Origin of the sequence: Persicitalea sp. (genome assembly GCF_041751555.1) — a bacterium.
Classification (GTDB): Bacteria; Bacteroidota; Bacteroidia; order Cytophagales; family Spirosomataceae; genus Persicitalea.
This window is the reverse complement of the sequence record NZ_JBGSXF010000289.1, coordinates 1-22252: the sequence shown is the minus strand read 5'-3', so window position 1 is coordinate 22252 and position 22252 is coordinate 1. Positions and strand designations below refer to the sequence as shown.

General features: G+C 49.4%; 19 protein-coding genes and 1 pseudogene. 7 read left to right on the top strand and 13 right to left on the bottom strand.

From position 1 onward, the window contains the following. The first annotated feature begins 139 nt into the window (after positions 1–139). Genes ACEW8P_RS10175 through ACEW8P_RS10165 form a run of 3 tightly spaced genes read left to right on the top strand, consistent with a single transcriptional unit; the run spans position 140 to position 3163 of the window. Positions 140–532, top strand: a complete 393-nt coding sequence (locus ACEW8P_RS10175; protein WP_373512974.1) for a hypothetical protein — start codon at positions 140–142, stop codon at positions 530–532. Positions 533–545: 13 nt separating this feature from the next. After that, positions 546–2759, top strand: coding sequence for an ATP-binding protein (locus ACEW8P_RS10170; RefSeq protein ID WP_373512973.1), 2214 nt, complete (start codon positions 546–548; stop codon positions 2757–2759). After that, on the top strand, positions 2756–3163 hold the full coding sequence (locus ACEW8P_RS10165) for a response regulator (RefSeq protein WP_373512972.1): 408 nt from the start codon (positions 2756–2758) through the stop codon (positions 3161–3163). Before ACEW8P_RS10170 ends, ACEW8P_RS10165 begins: the two co-directional genes overlap by 4 nt. 95 nt (positions 3164–3258) lie before the next feature. On the opposite strand, the gene ACEW8P_RS10160 is transcribed toward ACEW8P_RS10165, so the two are convergent. From ACEW8P_RS10160 to ACEW8P_RS10150, 3 genes are all read right to left on the bottom strand, one after another. Then, on the bottom strand, positions 3259–3636 hold the full coding sequence (locus ACEW8P_RS10160; protein WP_373512971.1) for a hypothetical protein: 378 nt from the start codon (positions 3634–3636) through the stop codon (positions 3259–3261). Beyond that, positions 3567–3830 carry a hypothetical protein gene (locus ACEW8P_RS10155; protein ID WP_373512970.1) on the bottom strand — a complete coding sequence of 88 codons (264 nt, stop codon included), beginning with the start codon at positions 3828–3830 and terminating at the stop codon, positions 3567–3569. Before ACEW8P_RS10155 ends, ACEW8P_RS10160 begins: the two co-directional genes overlap by 70 nt. 271 nt (positions 3831–4101) lie before the next feature. Further along, entirely contained in the window at positions 4102–5784 is a 1683-nt protein-coding gene (locus ACEW8P_RS10150) for a murein L,D-transpeptidase (protein WP_373512969.1), read from the bottom strand. A gap of 118 nt (positions 5785–5902) precedes the next feature. Between ACEW8P_RS10150 and rpiA the strand changes: the two genes are divergently transcribed. The 3 genes from rpiA to ACEW8P_RS10135 all read left to right on the top strand — a co-directional run bounded on the left by rpiA (position 5903) and on the right by ACEW8P_RS10135 (position 9112). Beyond that, positions 5903–6664 (top strand): ribose-5-phosphate isomerase RpiA, encoded by a 762-nt coding sequence (gene rpiA, locus ACEW8P_RS10145; protein WP_373512968.1) that lies wholly within the window; start codon positions 5903–5905, stop codon positions 6662–6664. Between the two features lie 65 nt (positions 6665–6729). Then, positions 6730–7269 carry a DinB family protein gene (locus ACEW8P_RS10140; RefSeq protein WP_373512967.1) on the top strand — a complete coding sequence of 180 codons (540 nt, stop codon included), beginning with the start codon at positions 6730–6732 and terminating at the stop codon, positions 7267–7269. Positions 7270–7486: 217 nt separating this feature from the next. After that, positions 7487–9112: a hypothetical protein gene (locus ACEW8P_RS10135; RefSeq protein ID WP_373512966.1), complete on the top strand. Its 1626-nt coding sequence runs from the start codon at positions 7487–7489 to the stop codon at positions 9110–9112. Here the strand turns inward: ACEW8P_RS10135 and ACEW8P_RS10130 are convergent. The 4 genes from ACEW8P_RS10130 to ACEW8P_RS10115 form a co-directional block, all read right to left on the bottom strand. Next, on the bottom strand, positions 9087–10310 hold the full coding sequence (locus ACEW8P_RS10130; RefSeq protein ID WP_373512965.1) for an SGNH/GDSL hydrolase family protein: 1224 nt from the start codon (positions 10308–10310) through the stop codon (positions 9087–9089). The genes ACEW8P_RS10135 and ACEW8P_RS10130 overlap by 26 nt on opposite strands. A gap of 625 nt (positions 10311–10935) precedes the next feature. After that, positions 10936–11337, bottom strand: a complete 402-nt coding sequence (locus ACEW8P_RS10125) for a hypothetical protein (RefSeq protein WP_373512964.1) — start codon at positions 11335–11337, stop codon at positions 10936–10938. Positions 11338–11518: 181 nt separating this feature from the next. Continuing rightward, a complete protein-coding gene (locus ACEW8P_RS10120; RefSeq protein WP_373512963.1) occupies positions 11519–12490 on the bottom strand; it encodes an aldo/keto reductase in 972 nt (323 codons plus the stop codon). A 182-nt stretch (positions 12491–12672) separates the two neighbouring features. After that, the gene (locus tag ACEW8P_RS10115) at positions 12673–13401 is read right to left on the bottom strand and encodes a spondin domain-containing protein (protein ID WP_373512962.1); all 729 of its coding nucleotides are present in this window, start codon (positions 13399–13401) and stop codon (positions 12673–12675) included. Between the two features lie 251 nt (positions 13402–13652). Here ACEW8P_RS10115 and sufB point away from each other — a divergent pair, with 251 nt between their 5' ends. Then, positions 13653–15098 carry a Fe-S cluster assembly protein SufB gene (gene sufB / locus ACEW8P_RS10110; RefSeq protein ID WP_373512961.1) on the top strand — a complete coding sequence of 482 codons (1446 nt, stop codon included), beginning with the start codon at positions 13653–13655 and terminating at the stop codon, positions 15096–15098. Here the strand turns inward: sufB and ACEW8P_RS10105 are convergent. The 6 genes and pseudogenes from ACEW8P_RS10105 to ACEW8P_RS10080 form a co-directional block, all read right to left on the bottom strand. Beyond that, the gene (locus tag ACEW8P_RS10105; RefSeq protein ID WP_373512960.1) at positions 15073–18669 is read right to left on the bottom strand and encodes a VCBS repeat-containing protein; all 3597 of its coding nucleotides are present in this window, start codon (positions 18667–18669) and stop codon (positions 15073–15075) included. The two genes, sufB and ACEW8P_RS10105, sit on opposite strands and share 26 nt — an antisense overlap. 13 nt (positions 18670–18682) lie before the next feature. Beyond that, positions 18683–18862 carry a hypothetical protein gene (locus tag ACEW8P_RS10100; RefSeq protein ID WP_373512975.1) on the bottom strand — a complete coding sequence of 60 codons (180 nt, stop codon included), beginning with the start codon at positions 18860–18862 and terminating at the stop codon, positions 18683–18685. 150 nt (positions 18863–19012) lie between these two features. Further along, on the bottom strand, positions 19013–19183 hold the full coding sequence (locus tag ACEW8P_RS10095; RefSeq protein ID WP_373512959.1) for a hypothetical protein: 171 nt from the start codon (positions 19181–19183) through the stop codon (positions 19013–19015). Between the two features lie 297 nt (positions 19184–19480). Continuing rightward, positions 19481–19660 (bottom strand): nucleotidyltransferase domain-containing protein, encoded by a 180-nt coding sequence (locus ACEW8P_RS10090; protein WP_373512958.1) that lies wholly within the window; start codon positions 19658–19660, stop codon positions 19481–19483. Between the two features lie 250 nt (positions 19661–19910). Further along, the gene (locus ACEW8P_RS10085; RefSeq protein ID WP_373512957.1) at positions 19911–21674 is read right to left on the bottom strand and encodes a RagB/SusD family nutrient uptake outer membrane protein; all 1764 of its coding nucleotides are present in this window, start codon (positions 21672–21674) and stop codon (positions 19911–19913) included. 59 nt (positions 21675–21733) lie between these two features. Then, positions 21734–22252 (bottom strand): annotated as a pseudogene (locus tag ACEW8P_RS10080) (SusC/RagA family protein); the annotation flags it as partial.

Genomic DNA, 22252 nt, shown 5'->3' with positions numbered 1-22252 from the left:
GTTGCGGTCGGCCCCCCTCTGGGGCGAAATCGACCAGGCGAACCTCATGGCTATCAACCGTCGGCACGGCAGCGGCCGACCGTCTCCGGTGCGGGATGAAAATACATTATTTTAATCAATAAAAATTGTAAATAAAAGTATGGTACCACCCCCAAATGCCAATGTCATTGAATTACCATCTTCAACTGTTTGGTTTGATGAAAATGGAATTCTTTGCTCCGTTGCTAAAAAAGTTCCTCAGCAAACGGTAGAAGAGGCAAAAAAGACGATGGAAGAATTCAGAAAAATAACAGGCGGAGAGAAGGTCTGCATGCTTTCTGACAGTACCGATTCGCCCCCTGCAAACAAAGAAATGCGCGACTACGCTGCCGAGGTAATTCCAGAAGTCGTGAAAGCAGTTGCCATAATTTCCCGATCTGCTGTGGGAAAAATGGCAGCAAACCTTTTTTTTAGTATAAAGAAACAACCTTATCCAGTAAAAATGTTCAATGACGAAGTAGAAGCAACAGAGTGGTTAAAGCAATATTTATAAAATCAAACTATTAATGGCAAAATTTTCTTTTTTCAAATGGTTTAATAATATTTCTATTGCCAGGAAATTGTATTTTGTGGTAGGTATTATGGCTGTACTTATTGCAATTGAAATGGGAACACTTTACTTTGCTGTAAATACACTTTCGTCGGTAAGAGCTTTTGTAGGAGCAGAAGGATTATGGTCAAAAGCACAAAAAGATGCAGTTTACAACTTGCAACAGTATTCTCAAACCCATAGTGAGAAAGACGAACAAGCATTTTATGATTTTATGAAAGTGCCTTTGGGCGACCAAAAAACTCTGTTGCAATTAAGAAAGAAAAATCCTGATTTAGAATTGGCCCGACAAGGGCTATTGGAAGGGCGAAATCATCCTGATGATATTGATGGAATGATTAAACTATTTCGAAGATTCAATACTATATCTTATATTCACAAAGCTATAAACATCTGGACAGAAGCAGATTCCGTCATTTCTAAATTAGAACCCATTGCCAGAAAATTACATTCAGAGATAAATTTACCGTCCCCATCTCAAAATAAATTGGATGAGATTATTAAGGAAATGGACCCAATCAATCAAAAACTTACAACACTGGAAAATGAGTTTACTTACACGCTGGGAGAAGGAGCACGCTGGCTTGAAAATATTATATTGACACTACTGCTCACTATCGTGTTGACAGTTGGTTTCAGCGGACTGATACTTACTTTTTTTGTTGAAAGAGGTATATCAAAAGGGTTGAAAGAAATCATGAAAGTTTCAAAAAGTATTTCCGATAGAGATTTTAATGTAAAAGCAGAGGTATTTTCAAAAGACGAAATTGGTGTTCTGGCAAATTCGTTTAATGTTGTGACCAAAGAGCTTTCTAACAATATTCAAGAACGAATACAAGCCAATCAGGATTTAGAATCAAAAACAAATTTTATTCAGGAAAATGAAAAAAGAATTGCTAGTATACTGGATGCTCTGATAAAAATCACCCGAATGGATTTTTCAGAAACCATAGAGGTAAGCGAAGCAGGTGATGAATTAGATGCCATTGCTGTTGGCTTAAATACCATGGCTGAAGAGCTCGAATTCCATATACACGAATTAAAACTAAGTGAAGAAAAACTCAACGATGCACAACGATTAGCAAAAATAGGAAACTGGGAGATGAATTTGGACACTCATAAAGTCCAATGGTCAAACGAGATGTATAACGTTTACGGATACGGCAATGAACGATTCGAAGTGAGTTTTGAAAAAGCACTGGAGCGTATGTTGCCAGAGGATATCGAGAGTACGAAGGCAAGAGTTAAGAACAATATTAGGGAAGCCATATATGCATTTAAAGAAAAAAGCACTCTGGAATTTGAGAGTGTTCCCGTTAGGTTTACTATTGTCTTACCCGATGGCAGTAAAAAGGTTATCCAGGGAATAGGCAAAATAATCCTTAACGCTATTGGGAAAGTCACCAGGATGGTGGGCACTGTGCAGGATATTACTGAACAGGACAGAGCCGAAAAAAAACTAATTCAGTACAATATTGAATTAGAAAGAAAGAACAAAGAGATTGAACAATTCGCCTATGCTGCTTCCCATGACTTGCAAGAACCACTTAGAAGTATTTCCAATTTCTCAAAGCTATTAGCGCAAAAGTTAGAGAAATATCCCAATAAGGAAATTAATGAATACATGGGCTTGATAAGCGGAGGCGCAAACCGTATGTCAAAGCTCATCTTTGACTTGCTTGAATATTCCAGAGTAGGAAAAGACATGGCCTTGAGAGCAATGGATTGCGATAAATTAGTACACGAAATTTTAATCGACCTGACAGCCATTATAAAAGAAAGCGGTGCCGAAATTCATGTCAAAAAATTACCCGTCATAAATTGCTACGACTTAAAATCAGTTTTTCAAAACCTAATACTCAATGCAATCAAATTCAAAAAGAAAGACATTGTCCCTGTTATAAACATTTCAGCCTGTGACACAGGAAAAGAATTTCTATTCACCATAGAAGACAATGGTATTGGAATAGAAAAAGATTATTACAATAGGATATTCATAATTTTTCAACGTCTTCACACCCGTTTTGAATATGCAGGTACTGGCATAGGACTTTCATTGTGCAAAAAAATTATTGAACTGCACGGAGGGGAAATATGGGTTGAATCAGAATTCGGAAAAGGAAGCACATTCTATTTTACAATACCAAAAGTTGATACAAATATATTATGAAAAAAAAATTAAACTGTATTTTATTAGTTGATGATGATGATGATGATAATTTCTATCATCAAATTATTATTTCAGAAATGGACATTGTCAATAATATTGATACTGCTAATAATGGTATCGAAGCAATGGCATATCTGAAAAATGAAAATATCAGCCCACCCGATCTCATATTTTTAGACCTAAATATGCCTAAAATGAACGGATGGGAATTTTTGGACGCATACAAAAATCTAAGTTTAGCTCAAAAAGCCAAAGTGCTTATCGTTATATTGACAACGTCAGCAAATCCTGATGATATAAAAAGGGCAAAGGAAATACAAGACGTAACGGGCTTTGAAACAAAACCTCTAAGTAAAGAATTCCTGACAGAAATTTTAGAACAACATTTTCAGGACTACTCATGAAATATGCCCCTAGTTCCTAATCCGTGGTCTGTATCCCCAACTTAAGTATATACACATCTTTGTAGTGTTCTGTAAATCAGTAACACAGGGTTTTCTTATAAAACCATTTGTTGGGTCATGAATTGAATCAGTGCATTGAAATTGTCGGCAAACTTATCGATTTGAGCGGCCATGTTCTTCGGCTTCATTCGCTTCAATAGATTGACTGCCAGTGTCCTCAAACTGCTCATGGTCTTGCTGACGGGCTGGCTCTTAGTTTTCAGGTCATCCTCGGCCAAAGTCTCGTCCCGGTAGTGGTGCGTCACTTCGAGGAGCCAATGTCGGCGGATGGCGTCGAAAATCTCCTCTGCCTCTTCCTGATCAGCAGGGCGGGCGTTGCTGACGTAGTAGTGCGTCTGCTGGCTTACCGGCGTACCTTCCAGGCTATTACGAGTACGGGTAACGGCGACGCAGGTCCCATGCCTACCTTGCACCAGCGGGCGGCCAACGCGTTGGATGGTAGACTGTGACAGGCGTAGCTGCGCTGGCCAATGCGTCCGTGGCCGCGCTGCGGCTCGTCGATTCGCTCGTAGGCCGCCTTGCCCGTCAGACACCGGCACAGGCAGTACCTGGCAGGTGGCTTGTTTGACTGATAGGATAATTTCGCCCCGTACTTTCTAGTTTTCAATTATTCTGTATTTTTCTATCATCGGCAGTCTGATATTCGGAGTTTGTAGTCTTCAACCGTCAGCGAGTTGTGCGAGGTCCTCTACGATGTGGCCCGAGGCAGAAACTCCGGCCCTGAACGATCTCGGCTACTATATGCACGGGAGCGGACACGGTACCCTGCCTACCGACTTTGACATAATTCCTGATTTTATCAAGATGCATTTTATGAAAAAGTGAGCCTCAAGCTATTTTGATAATACCACTGGTGACGCATTCGGTAACCAAACCACCTACTGGTCAAACTCTGGCGTCAGTCTTTCATCCATCCCGTAAAGATCAGGGCGAAAATTGAGCCTTCCCTGGCCATCTTCAAAAGCCGTCAGGTAGACGATATAGACCGGGACATTCTGGTCCAATTCTACTACTTCCAACTGTCGGTTATTCATTTTTTCGGTCACCTCTTCGCGGTTGAACTGCGGCAGGATCCAGTCGGCAAACCAGGCGGGATCGGCGATACGGATGCAACCGTGGCTGAAAGCCCGGCGGGTTTCGTCGAAGAGTTGCTCGGAGGGAGTATCGTGCAGGTAGATCGCATACTGATTGGGAAACATGAACTTGACCTGTCCTAAGGCATTCCACGGGCCAGGTTTCTGCCGGATGCGATAGCTGCGCAGGTTTCCCCAGTCCACGCTGCTCCGGCTCACAACCCGTGCGTTGCTACCCCAGCCGTCCAGAATCTCCATATGTTTTCGATCCAGGTACGAGCTGCTTGCCCTGATTTGGGGCCAAAGTTCGGCGGTGGAAATACTGGTGGGCACGTTCCAGTAGGGCGAGAATTCGACATGTTCGATCTGGTCCTGGAACACCGGCGTGGCGTTCATTACCTTCCCGACTACCACCGGCATCACCTTGACCTCCTGGCCATCCTCCACGACGTGCAGCCGGTATTCAGGCACGTTCACCATGGCGTAAGTATCTGGCATAGGCCCGGTCGAAATCCAGCGGATACGATCGAGGTTAAGCATGAGTTGCTTGACCCGCTCCTCGGCGGAGATATTCATAATCTGCACCATGCGGTCGGTAATTTTAGCCTGCACAGTGAGCCCATTGCGTTGCTGGTAGCGATTGACTGCCTGAATCAGGCTGGAATCGTAACGGGCGCTTTGCGGGCGTTCGGTGGAAGGCGCATTGAGGTCGCCCGTGACGGCAAGCCGGCGCCGAATGGCGATGACCTGCTGACTCGAATCGCCCGGTGCCAGGTCGGGCCCCTCCTCCACCGTAGACCAGCCACCTGCTGCCAACAACTTACGGTACCGCGCCAGGTGCTGGCGCAATTTGGTATACTGACCAAAGCCGGGACGGAGCTGGGAGAGCGAAGACTGTACTTGTCCTGATACCGCCCGCTTCAATTGAACGGCCAACGAATCCGGTACCTGATCCTTGATGTGCCAGTCGTCCGACAGTTGGTCGGCCTTGATTTTCCCGGTAGCCAGCAGGTCGGCCAACTTGAGGTAGCATGCCGACAGCATCAGGTCGAGTTGCGCTCCGGTTTCGGCGGAGACATTTCCACGTTTGGCGCTATCCACCAGGGAGCGCAATTCATCGAGCGGGAAATTGTTGGGGTTCAAGCCTTCACGATCGATCTGGCTGATCGTTTCAATCATTTCTTGCGAGGTGCCGATGCCCCAGGCGGGGCTAAAATTGCTACCCTTATAAAAAACGTACAGTTGAGGGGCTTGCTTTTTTTCATCTATTTTCGGGAAATCTATGGCCAGCGAAGTCGAGTCCACCCACTGTTTCAGGGAATCACCCGCTGCTTTTTTATCGTAGCTAAAAGCAGGATCGGGCTCGCTCATGCCTGGGGATGCGCCGCTGGCGTCTGCGTCTGTCGTGGTTGTTTTACTCTGCTCGGTGGAACAAGCCGCTGCCAGCAGCAGTCCGCCGAACAGTAATGATCGGAAAAAAAAATTCATTACGTGGGGGAATGGATTGGTCAAAGTGTTCTTCGGCTATCGCTAAAAAAATGGTGCCCTCGTTCTCAATAGTCTAATCCGTGAATTTCTATGACAAACACATAGAACCCACGGTGAAATGTTTTATATGCTAATTTTGACGATTTTAGCCTCACTAAGCAAAAATCGAATCGCCGGGCAGATGAATATATCGATAGAATTTGAGAAGGAATTAGCTGCCAAAGAAGCAGTTAAACTGTTGTTCGACGGCCAGACCGTAGGGCTCGGTAGCGGATCGACGGCAGGTTATGCGATCCGGGAGATCGGAAAGCTGGTCAAAAACGGATTGGAGATTAGGGCTATCCCTACCTCCGACCACACCCGAGATCTGGCGACCTCCCTGGCCATTCCGCTTGTAGACATCAACAAGGTCGATACCATCGATATAACCGTCGACGGTGCCGACGAATTCGATCCTTCACTCAACTTGATCAAAGGAGGTGGTGGGGCACTACTCCGGGAAAAAATTGTTGCTTCTATGACCACTGACCTGATCATCATTGTCGATTCTGCAAAAAAGGTGGATGTGTTGGGTGCCTTCAAACTACCGATTGAAGTTATTCCTTTTGCCACAAACTTCGTCCTGAAGCGAATAAGCAAATTGAATGGTGATGGAATAGTTAGAAGGACAGGAACGACAGAATACCTGACTGATGAAGGAAATTATATTATTGATACCAACTTCGGCCTCATCAAAGATCCCTCATCCCTTGCGGCAGAATTGAACGGAATCGAAGGATTAGTAGGTCACGGATTATTCGTGCAGATGGCGAAAAAAGTAATTATGGGGGTCGGTCGAACCACAAAAACTTTCGAACCTAATTCAATGGTGCGTACTTAGCAGAGGTAAGCCTCCCGTCCCTGTCCCATGCTATGCAGCCCCCAACCTCTATGCTAACTCTAATTATGAATAGAAACAAAGCCCTCAAAACTATTTCAGGCAGTCTCCTCTTTACCGGAACTCAACTACCGGAATCAGCGGCTATATCCAGCAATAGTGCGATCCTTCAAGATTTCCTTCCCCGCTGGAAAACGGCTCTATCGTACAGTCTGAAAGTACTTGATAAGATGCCGGCCGAAATTTATGCGTACAAACCAACGCCCGCGCAGATGACTTTTGGCAAGCAGTACACCCACGCGGCCCATTGGAACATCTTCTTTATCGGGAACATCGTCGGGCAGCCCGCCCTGGCTGAGCCCACGCAACTGGACAAAGCGACGGTGAAAGAGTACTACACGCGCTGCCATCAACACTGCAGTGAAATTCTGGAAAACCTGGACGAAAGCCTGCTGGATAAAACGGGCTTTGGGTCCAACGATTACTGGAAAAAACACAGCGGACGTGATTTTCTGCTCCGCGCCTTCATGCACATCGCCCACCATCGGGCCGAAACGCTCGTGTACCTGCGACTCAATGGCATTGAGCCCCCCTTTTTTGAGTTTTGACGGCAAATAAAATAGTAGAATGGATGGAAAAAAACTCTGTATTTCGTTATTTTCCTTCGTTGCCAGGTTATGCGTATGTCTTTCAAAGGACTATCTCGGACTATAAACAATTTGGCCGTTTTCGGCGCAAAGTACCAGACCAAAGAATTTCAGTAAAAACTACCCTATCCCTCCTTATTCCGGCAGCACCTCATTTCCTCTCCCAGTCCTGCTCCCAATGAAATCATCCCTTCCCTGGTATCTCATTGCCACGCTACTAACTGTTTTTAGCGGATTGTGCCCACGCGCACAAGCTCAGACTAAGCCAGAAAATGACGCCTACTTCAAACAAGCCCTTGCTAACGGTCAACTGGCCAACGAATCTTTTCGCCGGTGCCAGCGGTACGTGACGGGCTGGCTGGGTAAAGCCGATAGCACCACGGGGCTTATTCCGCGAAACCTGACGCAAAGCACATGTATCTGGAACGCCTGGGACGCGGCAGCCGACAACTACCCTTTTATGGTGATGACGTCCTCCCTGCTGGACCCGGCGCTGTTCGAGGGGCGGATGAAAGACATGCTCACCACCGAAACCCGCCTGACGTCGCGCATCGGACGGCTGCCCGATACCTATTCGTTTTGTAAAAAGGGCTTTGAAAACGAGCAGGTGGATACCAGCCAGGTCGTGTTCGGAGCCGCTGAGTACATGAAGGATGGCCTGATTCCCCTCACGGAATGGCTGGGCCCCAGCCCCTGGTCGGAACGCATGCTGGGCATGCTGGCCGATCTGGATCAGTTGATCGATGTACCGACGGAAATCAGGGGCAAGTTCTTCGGAAACAGCGCTGTGGTGGAAGTAAACGGTGACCTGCTGCAAGTACTGGCCCGCATGTACTGGATGACCCGTGACCCCAAGTGGCTGGCCTGGGGGGTACAGATCGGCGATCACTTCCTCAACGACGCTAACCTACCCACCCGATCGCTGGACCGCCTGCGACTGCGCGACCATGGCGGAGAAATCGTAGCGGGACTGGTGGAGATGTACGCCGTAGTGGCAGAGGCTGACCCCACCCGAAAAAAGCAGTGGCAGCCTTACATTCACGAAATACTCGATGTAATTCTGGCCAAAGGAAGGAATGAGCACGGGATGTTTTACGATGAGTTCAATCCAAAAACGGGCGAGATCGTAGCATCCCGCCTTGCCGACACCTACGGCTATATTCTCAACTCCTTTTACACGGTGTACCTCATGGACCATACCGAGGCCTATCGGGAGGCGGTACTGAAACCGCTGGGTACCCTGAATCAACACTTCCGCGGCCACAACTGGGAAGGCGGCAGCGCCGACGGATATGCCGATGCCATCGAAGGTGCCCTCAATCTGTACCTGCGAGAGCCGGTAGCGGGGCTGGATCAATGGATAGACAGCGAAACCCAGGTACTTTGGGCAATGCAAAAGCCCGATGGGATCATCGAAGGCTGGCACGGAGATGGCAATTTTGCCCGTACCTCTCTGATGTACGCCCTTTGGAAAACGGCGGGGATTGTGGTGACTAACTGGCAGCCCGACCTGGTCTATGGGGCAGCGGTGAAGGAGGGCGCCCTGTACCTCACGCTCCGCAGCGCCTCGGGCTGGACGGGGAAGGTAAGATTTGGGAGTGAACTACATGCCGTCAATCTTAACATGCCCCATGACTATCCCCGGATCAATCAATTTCAGGAATGGTTTCCGATAAGCCCTGAAAAGCATTATCGGCTAAAAAGGGCCGGCAAGTCTACCCTGGTGAATGGAAAATCCTTGCTGGATGGGGTACCTCTCATGACAAAGCCCAACGAGACTATCTACCTGGAACTACATCGCTGATCGGAACTTCGTAGGACTTCAACCAACCCATTTTTTGAATAAAATCAGCCAATGTTTTCCCTATTTTGGCATGACCACGGGCATTGATATGATCATCGATGGTGAAGTACTCTCGTTGGGTTAGCAAAGGGTGTACATTGACGAAATGTATATTATCTGTAGGATGGAGAGCCTGATAGGCCTGGAACTCTTTCACAATGGGGTAGTTGTAAACGCCCAGGTCAAAGACAATGATTGGCCCCTCGTATCGCTCTCTTACCCGGCTCAGATACGGAAAAAAGGCTTCGGCGTGATCGAAATTTGTCGCCTGAGGGGCGACAACCGGTGAAGGGGAAGCTTGGGAAGCAGGTTGAAAGGCACTTTTAATTCCGGTTGTAATCAGCCAGCGGAGGGCCAGGAAAATACCTTTGAACGGAAAATAGGTTTTATTGATCGTGTTTTGTTTTTCTGCGGCCTTGAACGCAACATTATCCATCCCGATGTTCTGAGCCTCAATCAAATTGGCCTTATTCTCCTCCAAATCGTTCTCGCAATATTGGATAATGAGTAGCTGACAAGAATCCAAATCAACCTGGTCAAGCAACTTGGTCTCCCGATGCGTGCCGTAAGACGTAATGGCGGTGTTGAGTACCTTCACATGAAGGCGATTTTCAAGAACTCCTGAAAACCGCTCTTGGTGCTCTACGCCCCACCCCATTGCGTGAGAGTCGCCCAGAACAACAATGGACGGCTGCTGAAGGCTGGCTTCGTCGTCTCGTACGCCAAGCGAATTTGTCTTGATCTCCACATCAAATTCTGGGTTGGTAAACCTGCCCGTAATGCCTGGTCGAAAGCGGTAGGTCAGTGAGGAGTCGTAGCGAGATAGATTCGAATCAAAGTTGGTGGTATTTTTGAAGTACCCATACTGCCCCCGAACCCAATAGTAGTAACTGTCCGTCAAGGGGGTGTACCTTTGATAATGAGCCATGTAGACAACACTCCCGACTAAGGCGACTTCAATAAAAATAAAGACGCCCAACCACACGCCCAGACGAAAGAAGCGCCGACCGGAAATTGACCAGAGTATTATGATCAACCCGATAGGAAATAGAAAAAAATAGAGCGGGAATATAGTGGCGTGCGCTACAAAAAAATCTTGCCTGAAAAGTGGTAAACACAGTAACAATAACCCGATCAGGAAGCGTATTGTATTCGTCATTATAAGCGATTTGTCATGTCTTCGTCCCCCCTGCTTCGTAGTCATTCTTCGTCATCGAGCTTCGCCTGGGCGTATGGAACAAAGATATATGTTTAACTTCCAGCAATTCAAATTTGTGCTACCGACGGTGGCACAAATCTTCTGCTGACAAAGTACTTCGTGATCTTCCACGGTTAGTAAGCCATGCGAGGCCTAACGAAGGAAGGCAGGCCTCGTTCGAAAAGCAAGAGGGCACTGGGGCGCATATATCGAAAATCCTGACGGCTGTCCCGATAGTGACGATGTTTATTTCGTTACGACGAAAGAAGAGAAGGTTGTGGAGGAGGAGTCAGAGGCCACAATTCTACGCTGCTTCAACGCTGTCAGCGTTGCGACAATATTGAGCGGTTCAAAAGATTGCCATGATCCTTTAGCATTTAGTTAGTGCAAAACAGTAGGCCCGCAGTGAAGAGTGTTACGGTGATTTTAATGATTCTCATGGCGTCAAGAGTTTAGGACTTGTGGTTACTCGAAGGCAACATTGCCAATAGCTGGCTATCCTGCCTGACCAAATGATCAGGCAGGATAGCCAGCGTAACCAGCAAAATTCAGGATAATTGATTGTGAAGTAGAAACTGCCTGGTGACTAGTTCATCGCGACCAGCGTTCGGGCGGGAGTTTCGATGAGATCGGTGGTGGTCAGGTTGATCGAGCGTTGCACTACCTCCTCACCATTAGCTATTTCCAAAGTGTAGCGACCGTCCTCGATCTGCGAGAAATCGAAATTGCGGCCATACTTCTGCATTCGCTTTCCGACTACCTCTTCGTGCAGTACTTGCCCTTGTTGATTAAGCAGCCGAACTATTACTTTTTGTCCCACCTTTTTCTCCACCATCAGGCGCATTTTCAACGAGTCCTTGACCCGGTACATTCCGACCTCGAAGGTCTGCGGTTTCTTCTGTTGGCAATCCGTGTCATGTGCCGCAAGGGTGGGAAACATCATCAGGCTGCACAAGGCAACGGCAAGCATTTTTTTTACGTTCTTCATGGCTATTGAAGTTTTGGGTTGTAATAAATGATTTAACCCAAAGAGGGAAGCCACGAAGTCTGCGTTGCATCAAAAGGCCCGAACGGAAGATAAAGGGGATAAGTGGCAAACGAGTGTGGTACGGGCGTCCCGCCCGTTTCGAGGCTACCAAAACGGGCGGGACGCCCGTACCACATACATACTACTGCGACCACTCGGTAGGTTGGCGATCCCAACGGTGGTTTTTTAGTTTTTGTAATAAATCTTTGGGCAGGGTTTGGCCATCACTGGACTCGATGTTGGACTTGACATGCGGTAGTTTCCGCATTCCGGGGATGGTAGTGGCTACGTCGTCGTTGGCCAGAATGAAGCGGAGGGCCATTTCGGGCATGCTCATGCCTTCGGGAATGAGCGGCTTCAAAGCGTTGGCATGATCGACGCTGCTGTTCAGGTTTTCGGGAACGAAGTAGGTGGAGCGCCAGTCGTTTTCGGGGAAGGTAGTCTCTTTGGTGAAAGTACCCGTCAAAGTACCTTCGTCGAAGGGAACCCGCGCGATGATGCCCACGTCGTGTTTTTTACAAAGCGGGAAAAGGTGGTCTTCGGGATTTTGGTCAAAAATGTTGTAGATCACCTGCACAGCGTCGATAAGTCCGGTTTTGATCGTTTCCAGTGAATTGTCCGGCTCCCAGCGGTTCACACTAATGCCCCAGGCCTGTACTTTGCCCTGCTGCGTGAGTTTTTGAATCGCTTCCTTCCACTCCTCGCGCCCGGCCCAGCCGTCTTCCCAGACGTGGAACTGCATAAGGTCAATGGTTTCAACGCCCAGATTCTTCAGGCTCTTCTCAGTGTATTCCACGATGTAGTCGGCAGGAAACACCTCCTCCAGCGAGAATTCGGGCTGTGAAGGCCAGTTCCGGTTTTTGGGCGGAATTTTGGTAGCTGCATAGAGTTTTTTATCGGGATTGCGCTTCATCAATTCACCCAGAATCTGTTCGCTCTTGCCCTCGGCGTAGCCCCAGGCGGTGTCAAAAAAGTTGCAGCCCAGCTCCACGGCCAGGTCGAGGGAAGCATTCACTTCCTCAATATCGGACCCTGTCCAGCCCGCCAGGCCCCACATGCCGTAGCCTATCTCGCTTACTTGCCAATCAGTACGGCCAAATCTTCGGTATTGCATAGTAGTTTAGTGTTTTGGTTCGGGTCACAATATTGTCAATTATGCGCATACTACCACATTACGGTATTATTTGTGATCGCACTCATTCCCTAAGCGACGGATGATTAGTGAGTTTTGGTCTATAAAAAAATGCGGCCCTCCGAGAGAGAGACGCATTTTTTTAGCTTGAATATGCTCGAAAATCATTGTGGCGTCACCGTCACCTTAATCACCGATGCCGTAGCTGGCACGTTGAATCCCGTATGCCGATCGCGGGCTACCTTAATGTTGGGCTCGGAATCCTGCGGGCCTACGATTGTCGAAGCTGGCATTTGTACGGGCTTCTGGTCGGGACCTGTGCCGGGTGCAGTATCGGCCTCGGTGCCGGCGTCGTATATTTCCAGTTGACCAGTCATATCGCCACTGATGGGCGAGTTGCCCGCAAACAGAGCAAGGCCGCCGTTCTTAAAGCTGATGAACCAGTCGTTGGACTGTACGAACATCGTCTCTATTTGTAGCTTATCGCTTGGCTTGGCGTTGACCATGAATTCGATCGATTCTCCGGCAAAAATAGGCGGGCCGCTGGCGGCGGCTGATTTGAATACGCCCGAAGAGTACACGGCGGAGTTAGCGAGCATGGCGGCAGCCAGTACATCGGTGGCCCCGTCTTCCGCGATATGTTCGGTTCCCAGGTTAGCTGGCTGATTGAGCATAAACATCGGGTCAGCGCCGTCGTAGATGGCATACACGCCAGGTGAAAGTGGTACAGTCCCCATGGCGCGGTTAGTGGGCAGAAGGTTAGGAGTCGATACATTCTCGATGACTACCTTGAAGACCTTCCGCTGGTCGATGTCGTGGTCTTTCACACAGCCCGAAAGCGAAATCAGGACGGGGAGCATGAGGGCAGTGGCGGTTTTGATGACTTTTTTCATAAAATAAAGGTTTTGATAGTGAATAAATAGTAATAATTCTCAGACCTGACTTTTACACATAGGCAGGACAGGACTAGATCAACAATGGGTACGGGCCTATTCACCAATAGGTTGCTTTGGCGCAAAACAGCCATTCCAAGCCTAAGCCGACTTATTTAGAATTTTTCTATATTTTTGTGGGAATGCCAAACTGAACAAGGCGATCGGTTGTTATCAGACCGTATCCCTAATAAGGTAACCCCAATTGCAATATGAATAAGGAAGCAGAACTGCTGGAAGAGATTACCAGCACCGAATATAAGTACGGATTTGTGACGGACATTGAGGCCGACGAGGCCCCTCCCGGCCTGGACGAGGACATCGTTCGCTTCATTTCGGCTAAGAAAAATGAACCGGAATGGATGCTGGAATGGCGACTGAAAGCCTACCGCGCCTGGCTGAAAACATTCGAACCCGATTGGGCTAATGTCACCTATCCCCACATCGACCTACAGTCTATCAAGTACTATTCGGCGCCCAAGCAAAAGAAGCAACTCGGCAGCATGGACGAGGTGGATCCGCAATTGCGCGACACGTTCGAGCGGCTGGGTATTTCGCTGGACGAGCAGAAGCGTATTTCCAATGTAGCCGTGGATGCGGTCATGGATTCGGAGTCGGTCTTCACCACTTTTAAAGAATCTCTCAGAGAAAAGGGGATCATCTTTTGTTCTATCACGGAAGCAATCAAGGAGCATCCCGATCTGGTCAAGAAGTACCTTGGCTCGGTGGTGCCGCCCAAAGATAATTTTTACGCGGGTCTCAACTCGGCAGTTTTCTCCGACGGCTCGTTTGTCTATATTCCCAAGGGCGTGCGTTGCCCGATGGAACTTTCGACCTATTTCCGTATCAACGCCGCTGGTACCGGGCAGTTCGAGCGGACGCTCATCATCGCCGACGAAGGCAGCTACGTTAGCTACCTCGAAGGCTGCACGGCCCCGATGCGCGACGAGAACCAACTCCACGCCGCCGTGGTCGAGATTTTTGCTCATGAAGGCGCGGAAGTAAAGTACTCGACCGTGCAGAACTGGTATCCCGGCGACAAGAACGGCAAGGGCGGAATCTATAATTTCGTAACTAAGCGCGGCCTCTGCGACGGAGACAATTCCAAAATTTCATGGACGCAGGTCGAGACGGGATCAGCCATTACCTGGAAGTACCCTTCCGTGATTCTGAAAGGCGATAATTCCATTGGTGAGTTCTATTCGGTGGCGGTAACGAATAACTACCAGCAAGCCGACCCAGGTACTAAGATGATTCACATTGGCAAAATCTCCAAGAGTCGCATCGTGGCGAAGGGTATTTCCGCTGGAAAGAGCCAAAACTCTTACCGCGGCCTGGTAGATGTAATGAAACGCGCCGACAACGCCCGTAATTTCTCGCAGTGCGACTCGCTGCTGCTGGGTGATCGCTGCGGAGCGCATACGTTCCCCTACATCGAGGTCAGCAACCCGACCGCCACGGTGGAACATGAGGCGACAACGTCAAAAATCGGTGAAGATATTTTATTCTACTGCAATCAGCGCGGCATCGGTACCGAGCAGGCCGTAGCTCTGATTGTAAACGGCTACGCCAAGGAGGTTTTAAACCAACTACCGATGGAGTTTGCCGTGGAAGCACAGAAACTGCTGGCAATCAGCTTGGAGGGAAGCGTGGGTTGATTAGAGAGGCGTTAGTTTTCAAATCTACCGCTCGCTTCTTGCCTTTGAAATCAACGATTTCTACCCCAACTACCTGACCAACGAGCGGAATCTGCCGCACCGATTGAGAGAGGAACGACGCGCCGTAGTACAATTCGTACCGGCGCGTCGTTCCGTTTTTGAACGTAACCAAAGCGTAAGCGTCGTCGGACTTCACGGCTAACCACCTCATTTCTTCCTGCTTTCCGAATACGCGCATCGGCCCGCGATTTTGGGTAGCGACAATCAAGCGATTGCCCTGAGCATCGGGTAGTTGCACCAGCCCTTTGGCGTTGCCGGGTACGTAAAATCCCGTCGTGGCCTGGGTTAGCGCCGTAAAACTACCTTTTCCGTTCCCTTTCAGCAGCAGGCCGTTGGAAGCATCGAAGCGGCCCACGCTCACCTCGTTGCTGAAATCGTTCGCTACCAGTAGTACATCCAGATTTCCGTCCGCGTCGAAATCGTCGGCGATCATACCATTGATGGGTGCCACCTGGGCCAGAGCAGGCAGCGGACGCAACTCGAACTGTCCGTTGCCTTTGTTTTCGATGTAAGAAGACTTGAGGTAGTTGGCTTGTAGCACAACGGCTTCCTTACGCTGTTCTTCAGTCAGGAGGTTGTCGAAAGTCGCTTTCGCAAAGTCGTTGTAGGTCTGGTACCTGGCCCGCATCGGAATCATCTGCTTGATCATATCCTCGCGGCCGTGGAAGGGTACAAGTTCCCGCTTGCCCGAGGCGGTGGGATAATATACCATCGGCACGGCGTCGTACATGCCGTCCTGGTTGAAGTCACCCGCCACCATGGTAAGCGGCGTTTCCTCCGAGGTACGTGTGAGGTTGTTCAGGCCCGTATTGCCTACCACATAATCCGTGTCGCCATCGTTGTCGAAGTCGCCGCCAATGATGCTATTCCAGAAGCCTTTGTACTTTTCCAGATAGCCGTTGAGCGCGTCGTCGGGGACGAAGGTTCCGTTTTTATTTTGGAAGACTTTCAGCGATGTCCATTCGCCAGCCACGATCAAATCCACGAAGCCGTCATTGTTATAATCTGTCCAGAGGGCGTCGCAAATCAAGCCACCACTTTGGAGTTGCGGCGCAATTTGCTGAGTGACATTAGTGAATTTAGGCTTTCCCTTTTGAGAATCATTCCTCAAAATAAAACTATTTACTGGGCGAGGATAATGTTGCGGATCGACTCGACCACCCACGAACAGGTCGAGGTCGCCGTCGCGGTCGTAGTCCGTGGCCCGCACGCAGGAAGTACTCACTTTGGCGTCGGGTAGGGAGTTTTGAGCCAGACTGAAATTCCCCTTACCATCGTTGAGATAGAGCCGATCCTGGTAGCTGGCGTCGCCCGCGTTTTGCTCGTTACTGCCGCTGGCGATGTAGAGGTCGTTGTCGCCGTCGCCATCGGCATCGAAGAGCAACACGCCGATGTCTTCCGATTGCTTTTCCACACCTTCTCCACCGGGCAGCAGGTCTTTGATGGTGAAAGTGCCGTCTGACCTCTGCAAGAAAAATCTTCCCTTATGTTGCCGCGAACCGCCCACGAACAAATCCGCCAGGCCATCGCCATCGACATCCGCCGTAGCGACTGCCGGGGGAAACTGCGAGAGTTTGTGCAGCAAAAGTTTCTGGCCGTTGAAGTCGATGAATTCCGGTTCCTCGTGAACATAGTCGATTCCCACCGAATCTGTCAGATTGCGGAATAGCTGATCGGGCAAAGCCTCGGGTGTGTAGGTTTCAGTAGCGTCGGACTGCCTGACAGTCAGTACCTGATCGGCTTTCACATTTTTGAGCGTCTGTTGCTTACCATTAGGCCAAACGACGACGACGCGGTCCACCGTTTTTACTTCGCCTAAACCAAAATGACCCCTCGGCTCCACCGATGATAAGTACCCCCGGTAGGGCGAATGCTCGTACACTTGCCGCAGACTATCGGCGTAGAAGATCTCTACCTGTGCGCCCAAACCATTCACATTATGTTCGCCGCCCTGAAAAGCTACGCGCAGGTAGTGATTTTTCTCCGACTGAGTTTCCATCAGATTGTTGCGATAGACGAAGGCCGAGTCGTTGATATTGTTGACTACCATGTCCAAATCCCCGTCTCCGTCCAGATCGCCGTAAGCCGCGCCGTTAGAGAATGACGGCACGCCGATGCCCCACTGTTCGGTCACGTTCTCAAACGTCAAATCACCCCGGTTACGGAAGGCGAAGTTTTTGATTTTCACTGCTGGAATCTGACTCAGTAGATAATCTTTCGTCGCCACAGTACTGCTTTCTGCTCGAAACTGGGCGAAATCGCGGTCGGTCACATCGCGTGGGAAGCCGTTGGTCACGATCAGGTCACGATAGCCATCGTGGTCGAAATCGGCCAGCAGTGGCGTCCAGCTCCAATCGGTTTCGGCCACATCGGCCATCATGCCCATGTCGGCAAAAATCGGCTCGTTGGTACCGGGCTTATTGCCCATATTAATCTGCATCGTATTGCGGACGTACTCGTAAGTGAAGCCGTATAGGTCGTTGTTGAGGTATCCCTGATAGCTATTCGCCCCCATGAGTTTTTTCTTGCGCTCGTTGTCGCGGGGCAACATATCGAGGGCCATCACATCGGCAAGACCATCGTTGTTGAGGTCGGCGACGTCATTTCCCATAGCCGAGTTGCTGGTATGTTTGAAGTAACTCTGGGCCCTGTCGGTGAATGTTCCGTCGCCGTTGTTGATATACAACAGGTCGTTCGATAGGTAGTCGTTCGTGACGTAAATATCCTTGAAGCCGTCGCGGTTGAAGTCGGTGATGTTGAGGCCCAGGCCGTAGCCTTCGGTTTGGATACCCGCTTCTTTGGAGACGTTTACGTACACCGGATGCCCGCCTTTGGCGTCCCAGTCGCAGCGGTAGAGGCGGTCGGTGGTAGGTGAGGAGCCATCGGTATTCTTTTTGTGATAAAGGTTGGGGTATTCGTCGATGGTGTCGATCAGGACGTACAGGTCGAGGTCGCCGTCGTTGTCGTAGTCGAAAAAGGCAGCCTGCATCGAATGGCCTGTGTCGGCGATGCCGTACTCAGCAGCCATTTCCTTGAATTGAGGTACGCCTTCGGCATCGTTTCCCTGGTTGACAAACAGTAAATTGGCCCGTTGCAACTCGGTTTTGAATGTCGTCGCCGAAAGGTAGATGTCCATCTTGCCATCGGCGTTGACATCCACCAAACTCACGCCCGAACACCAGCGCCCCAGGTTAGAAAGCCCCGCCTGATCGCTGACGTTGGCAAATTTCATCCCGCCTTTGTTGATATAAATTTGGCTATTCACCTGATTGCCCGAAAAAACAAGGTCGGGCAGACTGTCGCCGTTCAGGTCGGCGATGCCCACGCCGCCGCCGTTATAGACGTACTCGAAGTCGATGATATTCATCGTGTCGTTTTCCGTCAGGCGGTTAGCGAAGGTCACGCCCGTGTCCTCGGCGGGCAGGAGGGTGAAGAGGGCCTTTTCCCGGCAGGAAGCGAGGAGGAGGATCAGAAGAATGAAAGCTAGTTTTCGTAAATATTTATAAGGCATCTTTTATTAAGCTTCAAAGCTCTAACAATTGGCTAATCAGCTTTACTAGCTGCTCCTTTTTAATGGTACTTTCTTCCGATTTATCAAACATCGTAATCAGGTAAACGTCCGTCCCGTCTTCCCTTTCTTTTACTAAATAGATGATTACTCTAAAACCGCCACTTTTACCACCCCCTTTGCTCTTACTCGCTATTCTTATTTTGTAAAGTCCGCCCCCAATGGGATACCCAAGGTCGGCTCTTCGGTCAGTTGTTGGATTAAGGAGTCAATTTCACCTTCTAGCGAAAAGAATTTCTTTACCAAACGCTTTAATCGAGTGGCGAAGAATGAAGTGACAGTAATTTTATTTCTCACTCTGAATCTCTTTTTTTAAATCTTCGTAGGAAATCCCGGCAATTTTCCCCTCACGAATAGCCTTTACTTCCCGTAAGCCTGCCTCAATCTCCTCCATCAGAGTCAATGTACTATCCTCGTTTTCCTCATTAACGATAAGGGCTTTGAGTTCATCACGCACACGTTGGGGGAGTACTTTGTATTGTTCGTAAATTATCTGTGCTGTATTTATGGGTTCTTTGTTTTTGGGTGCTGCAAAAGTAAGGTGGTGAAGAGGAGTGTTTATCCTTGAATTATTAAATTCATTCTATAATCTACCAGATCGTTACGTTCTTCCTCACTCATAGGATTCGCCCTTCCAAGCTGACATTTTCATAAAAAGGCGCGTTCCGGTGGCGGGTGTGCCATTCTTGCTTAGAAAAAACAAGCAGGCTAATGATCGCTCCGGTGGCGAACTCTATTTCGTAGAGCGGGTACTTTATCCTTCTTTATCGTTTCGAGTGACACTCTCTTTATCCACCACAACCAGTAAATCTATATCAGACGCGTCGTTCTGATCTCCACGCGCATAAGAACCGTAAAGGATCAGCGTCGCATCAGGTTCGGTTGCGCAAACCGTGTCTTTGATGAGTTGAATCAGATTGCTCTTTTTTTCCATTAGCGTAGTACTACGATTCCCACATGAAGACAGTCAGCATGTCCATTAGGGTCAATGTCTTGTCTCTGCTTTCCTCCAGTTGTATTTTGAACTTTGCCATATTTTCTTGCTACGAAATCTTCGTAACCATACAAGTTATCGACTGCTTGAAGCGTCCTCTTATTCATCATTCAAAAAGCACTCCCAAAGATACCAAAAAAGGCAAGCCGAACGGCTTGCCTTTTTTGGTACGAAACAAGACCGATGAAGCTTACTTATACCCCGGATTCTGCTTCAGAGTACCGGGTCCTTCGGCACCTCGCAGGTCTATTTCGTCCTGCGGAATGGGAAGAATTTCGTCCTTACCCGCCGTGAATCGAGCACCACCCAACGTAGTGGGCAGGAACTTAGAGTCATAAGTCAGGTAATTGTTCAGCACGGTTTCTGCCGTTCCGTAGCGAACCAGATCGTAGAAGCGGTGGCCTTCGCCGGAGAGTTCGAGCTTGCGCTCGAAGCGCACGGCAGTACGGGCCGATTCCTTGGTAGCAAACTGAGCAGCCGGATATTCCATAATGGTGTACTTGGCAGCGGGCTTGCCATCCTGCATCACGTAGCCGTCGGGATTAGCCGCACGGCGGCGCACCATATTGGTATATTCCATGGCCTTGGCTAAGCTACCCGCCTCAATCTCGGCCTCGGCAGCCATAAGCAGCACATCGGCAAAGCGAATGATTGGGAAGTTGAGGGCTGTGTAGCCGGGTGTCCAGGAACTGTTGTCCTGCAACGAGCCGCGGTCCGACTTGTAATAGGTGAACTTCTTGGGGGAATACGGACCACCGTTAGCTGGGTTACGGATCCAGTCCGCACCTGGGTGAGGCTGCCAGTCAAGGTACATGATTCCACGACGGCCCACCGAGTGATCCAGACGGGGGTCAAGATTACCAGCATCAGGCGTGAAGGGATCAGCTGACTTCAAAGGAAAATCGACCTTGACCGCTTTTCCCGCGTCGTTGTAAGTTCCATCCAGCAGGGGCAGTCCAGTCGCGTTAGTGCGGAACGAGTTCACCAGCTCGAAGCTGGGCTGGAAGAACCCACAGCAGTTGCCGGGACCGCTAGGACCTGTGTTATAGGGGTAGTTTAGGTCGAAATCTGGGAAGGCATTATTGACCGAACCTGTGTTGGCCGCGTTCTGGATGGCAAAGACCGACTCTTGGTTATTGTCGTTGGATGCTTTGAAAATATCCGCGTACTTCGGCACCAGTCCGTACTTCTTGCCGCCAGCAGTAACGCCGTTGTTGATCACGTCCGTAAATATGGGTAGTGCCTCAGCGTACTTCTTCTGCTGCAAGTAAATCTTGCCCAGATATGCCTTGGCCGCCCAACTATTGGCCCGGCCCACGGCTCCCTGAGTAGCGGGCAGGTTGGCTACGGCGTACTTCATGTCTTCCTCAATAAAAGGATAGACGGGCTTGTCGTTCTTGATCAGTTCGATGCCCGTACCGTAGTCGTCGGCCTCGGTTACGATGGGTACGTTGGCAAAGTTACGCACCAACTGGAAGTAAAAGTGGGCGCGCAGGAAGCGAGCTTCGGCTGAAATCCGCTTCTTGTCGGCAGCGGTCACATCCGGGTCGGCTTTTTCAAGAAGCCGTAACACGTTGTTGGCCCGGGCCACGCCCTCGAAGTTACCGCGCCAGCTATCACGTATCACTCCCTGCGTAGGAAGTGTTTCGAAACGCTGGATGGGGTTGATGTCGCTGAAATCGCCGGGGTCGGTACCCTTGTTGGCGTCACCCCCGCGGATGCTGCCCCACACCCAGTTGGAGGCACTCGCCATGCGGTTGTTACGTCCATTCAGAACGGAGTAAGTGGCAATGAGAGCCCCCTCGATGCCCGCCTTGGAAGTTAACTGCGCCTCGCTGATTTGCCCGGTGGCCGGGATTTCCAGAAAGTCGTCATTACAGGAGACACCCACCAGAGTGAGTCCCGCCGTAACGGAGGCGATTATCGCCCAACCTTTTAATGATATATTTTTCATTTTGTTATTTAAATTTTAGGTTTTTCAACTACGGAACGTTGCCGTTCAGAAATCATTGATCAAAATCCGAGGTTGACGCCCAGGTTCCAACTGCGGGTGATGGGGTAGTTACCCACGTCGATACCGAAGCTCGTGTCGGCATCACCCCCCACCGAAGGATCAAGGCCCGAGTACTTCGTCAGTGTCAGCACGTTGTTGGTCGAGGCAAATACCCGCAGTCGCTGCATTCCGATTCGCGACAGTACATTGGCGGGTAAGGTATAACCAATGGAAAGGTTCTGTATCCGTAAGTACGAGCCGTCCTCTACGTAGTAAGAACTAGATTGGGTGTTGGTGCTGAAATTGGAAGCCGATTCGTAAATGGGAATCGTGGCCCCAGTGTTTTCGGGTGACCAGGAATCCTTAATGCGCTCCGACTTGCTCGATCCCTGAAAGGAGGGATAGAAATCGGTGAACCACTTCGACTGGTTAAAAATCTTGTTACCCGCCGTACCGTTGGCATAGACGTTCAAGTCGAAATTCTTGTACTTCAGCGTAAAGGCAAGTCCTGCTGAGAACTTCGGAACCGGGCTGCCCAG

Coding starts and splice junctions, on each gene's coding strand:
- sufB (WP_373512961.1), top strand. CDS start 13,653: ATGAATAAGGAAGCAGAACTGCTGGAAGAGATTACCAGCACCGAATAT.
- ACEW8P_RS10130 (WP_373512965.1), bottom strand. CDS start 10,310: ATGACGAATACAATACGCTTCCTGATCGGGTTATTGTTACTGTGTTTA.
- ACEW8P_RS10085 (WP_373512957.1), bottom strand. CDS start 21,674: ATGAAAAATATATCATTAAAAGGTTGGGCGATAATCGCCTCCGTTACG.
- ACEW8P_RS10140 (WP_373512967.1), top strand. CDS start 6,730: ATGAATAGAAACAAAGCCCTCAAAACTATTTCAGGCAGTCTCCTCTTT.
- ACEW8P_RS10150 (WP_373512969.1), bottom strand. CDS start 5,784: ATGAATTTTTTTTTCCGATCATTACTGTTCGGCGGACTGCTGCTGGCA.
- ACEW8P_RS10175 (WP_373512974.1), top strand. CDS start 140: ATGGTACCACCCCCAAATGCCAATGTCATTGAATTACCATCTTCAACT.
- ACEW8P_RS10090 (WP_373512958.1), bottom strand. CDS start 19,660: ATGGAAAAAAAGAGCAATCTGATTCAACTCATCAAAGACACGGTTTGC.
- ACEW8P_RS10105 (WP_373512960.1), bottom strand. CDS start 18,669: ATGCCTTATAAATATTTACGAAAACTAGCTTTCATTCTTCTGATCCTC.
- ACEW8P_RS10165 (WP_373512972.1), top strand. CDS start 2,756: ATGAAAAAAAAATTAAACTGTATTTTATTAGTTGATGATGATGATGAT.
- ACEW8P_RS10120 (WP_373512963.1), bottom strand. CDS start 12,490: ATGCAATACCGAAGATTTGGCCGTACTGATTGGCAAGTAAGCGAGATA.
- ACEW8P_RS10170 (WP_373512973.1), top strand. CDS start 546: ATGGCAAAATTTTCTTTTTTCAAATGGTTTAATAATATTTCTATTGCC.
- ACEW8P_RS10125 (WP_373512964.1), bottom strand. CDS start 11,337: ATGAAGAACGTAAAAAAAATGCTTGCCGTTGCCTTGTGCAGCCTGATG.
- rpiA (WP_373512968.1), top strand. CDS start 5,903: ATGTTTTATATGCTAATTTTGACGATTTTAGCCTCACTAAGCAAAAAT.
- ACEW8P_RS10115 (WP_373512962.1), bottom strand. CDS start 13,401: ATGAAAAAAGTCATCAAAACCGCCACTGCCCTCATGCTCCCCGTCCTG.
- ACEW8P_RS10135 (WP_373512966.1), top strand. CDS start 7,487: ATGAAATCATCCCTTCCCTGGTATCTCATTGCCACGCTACTAACTGTT.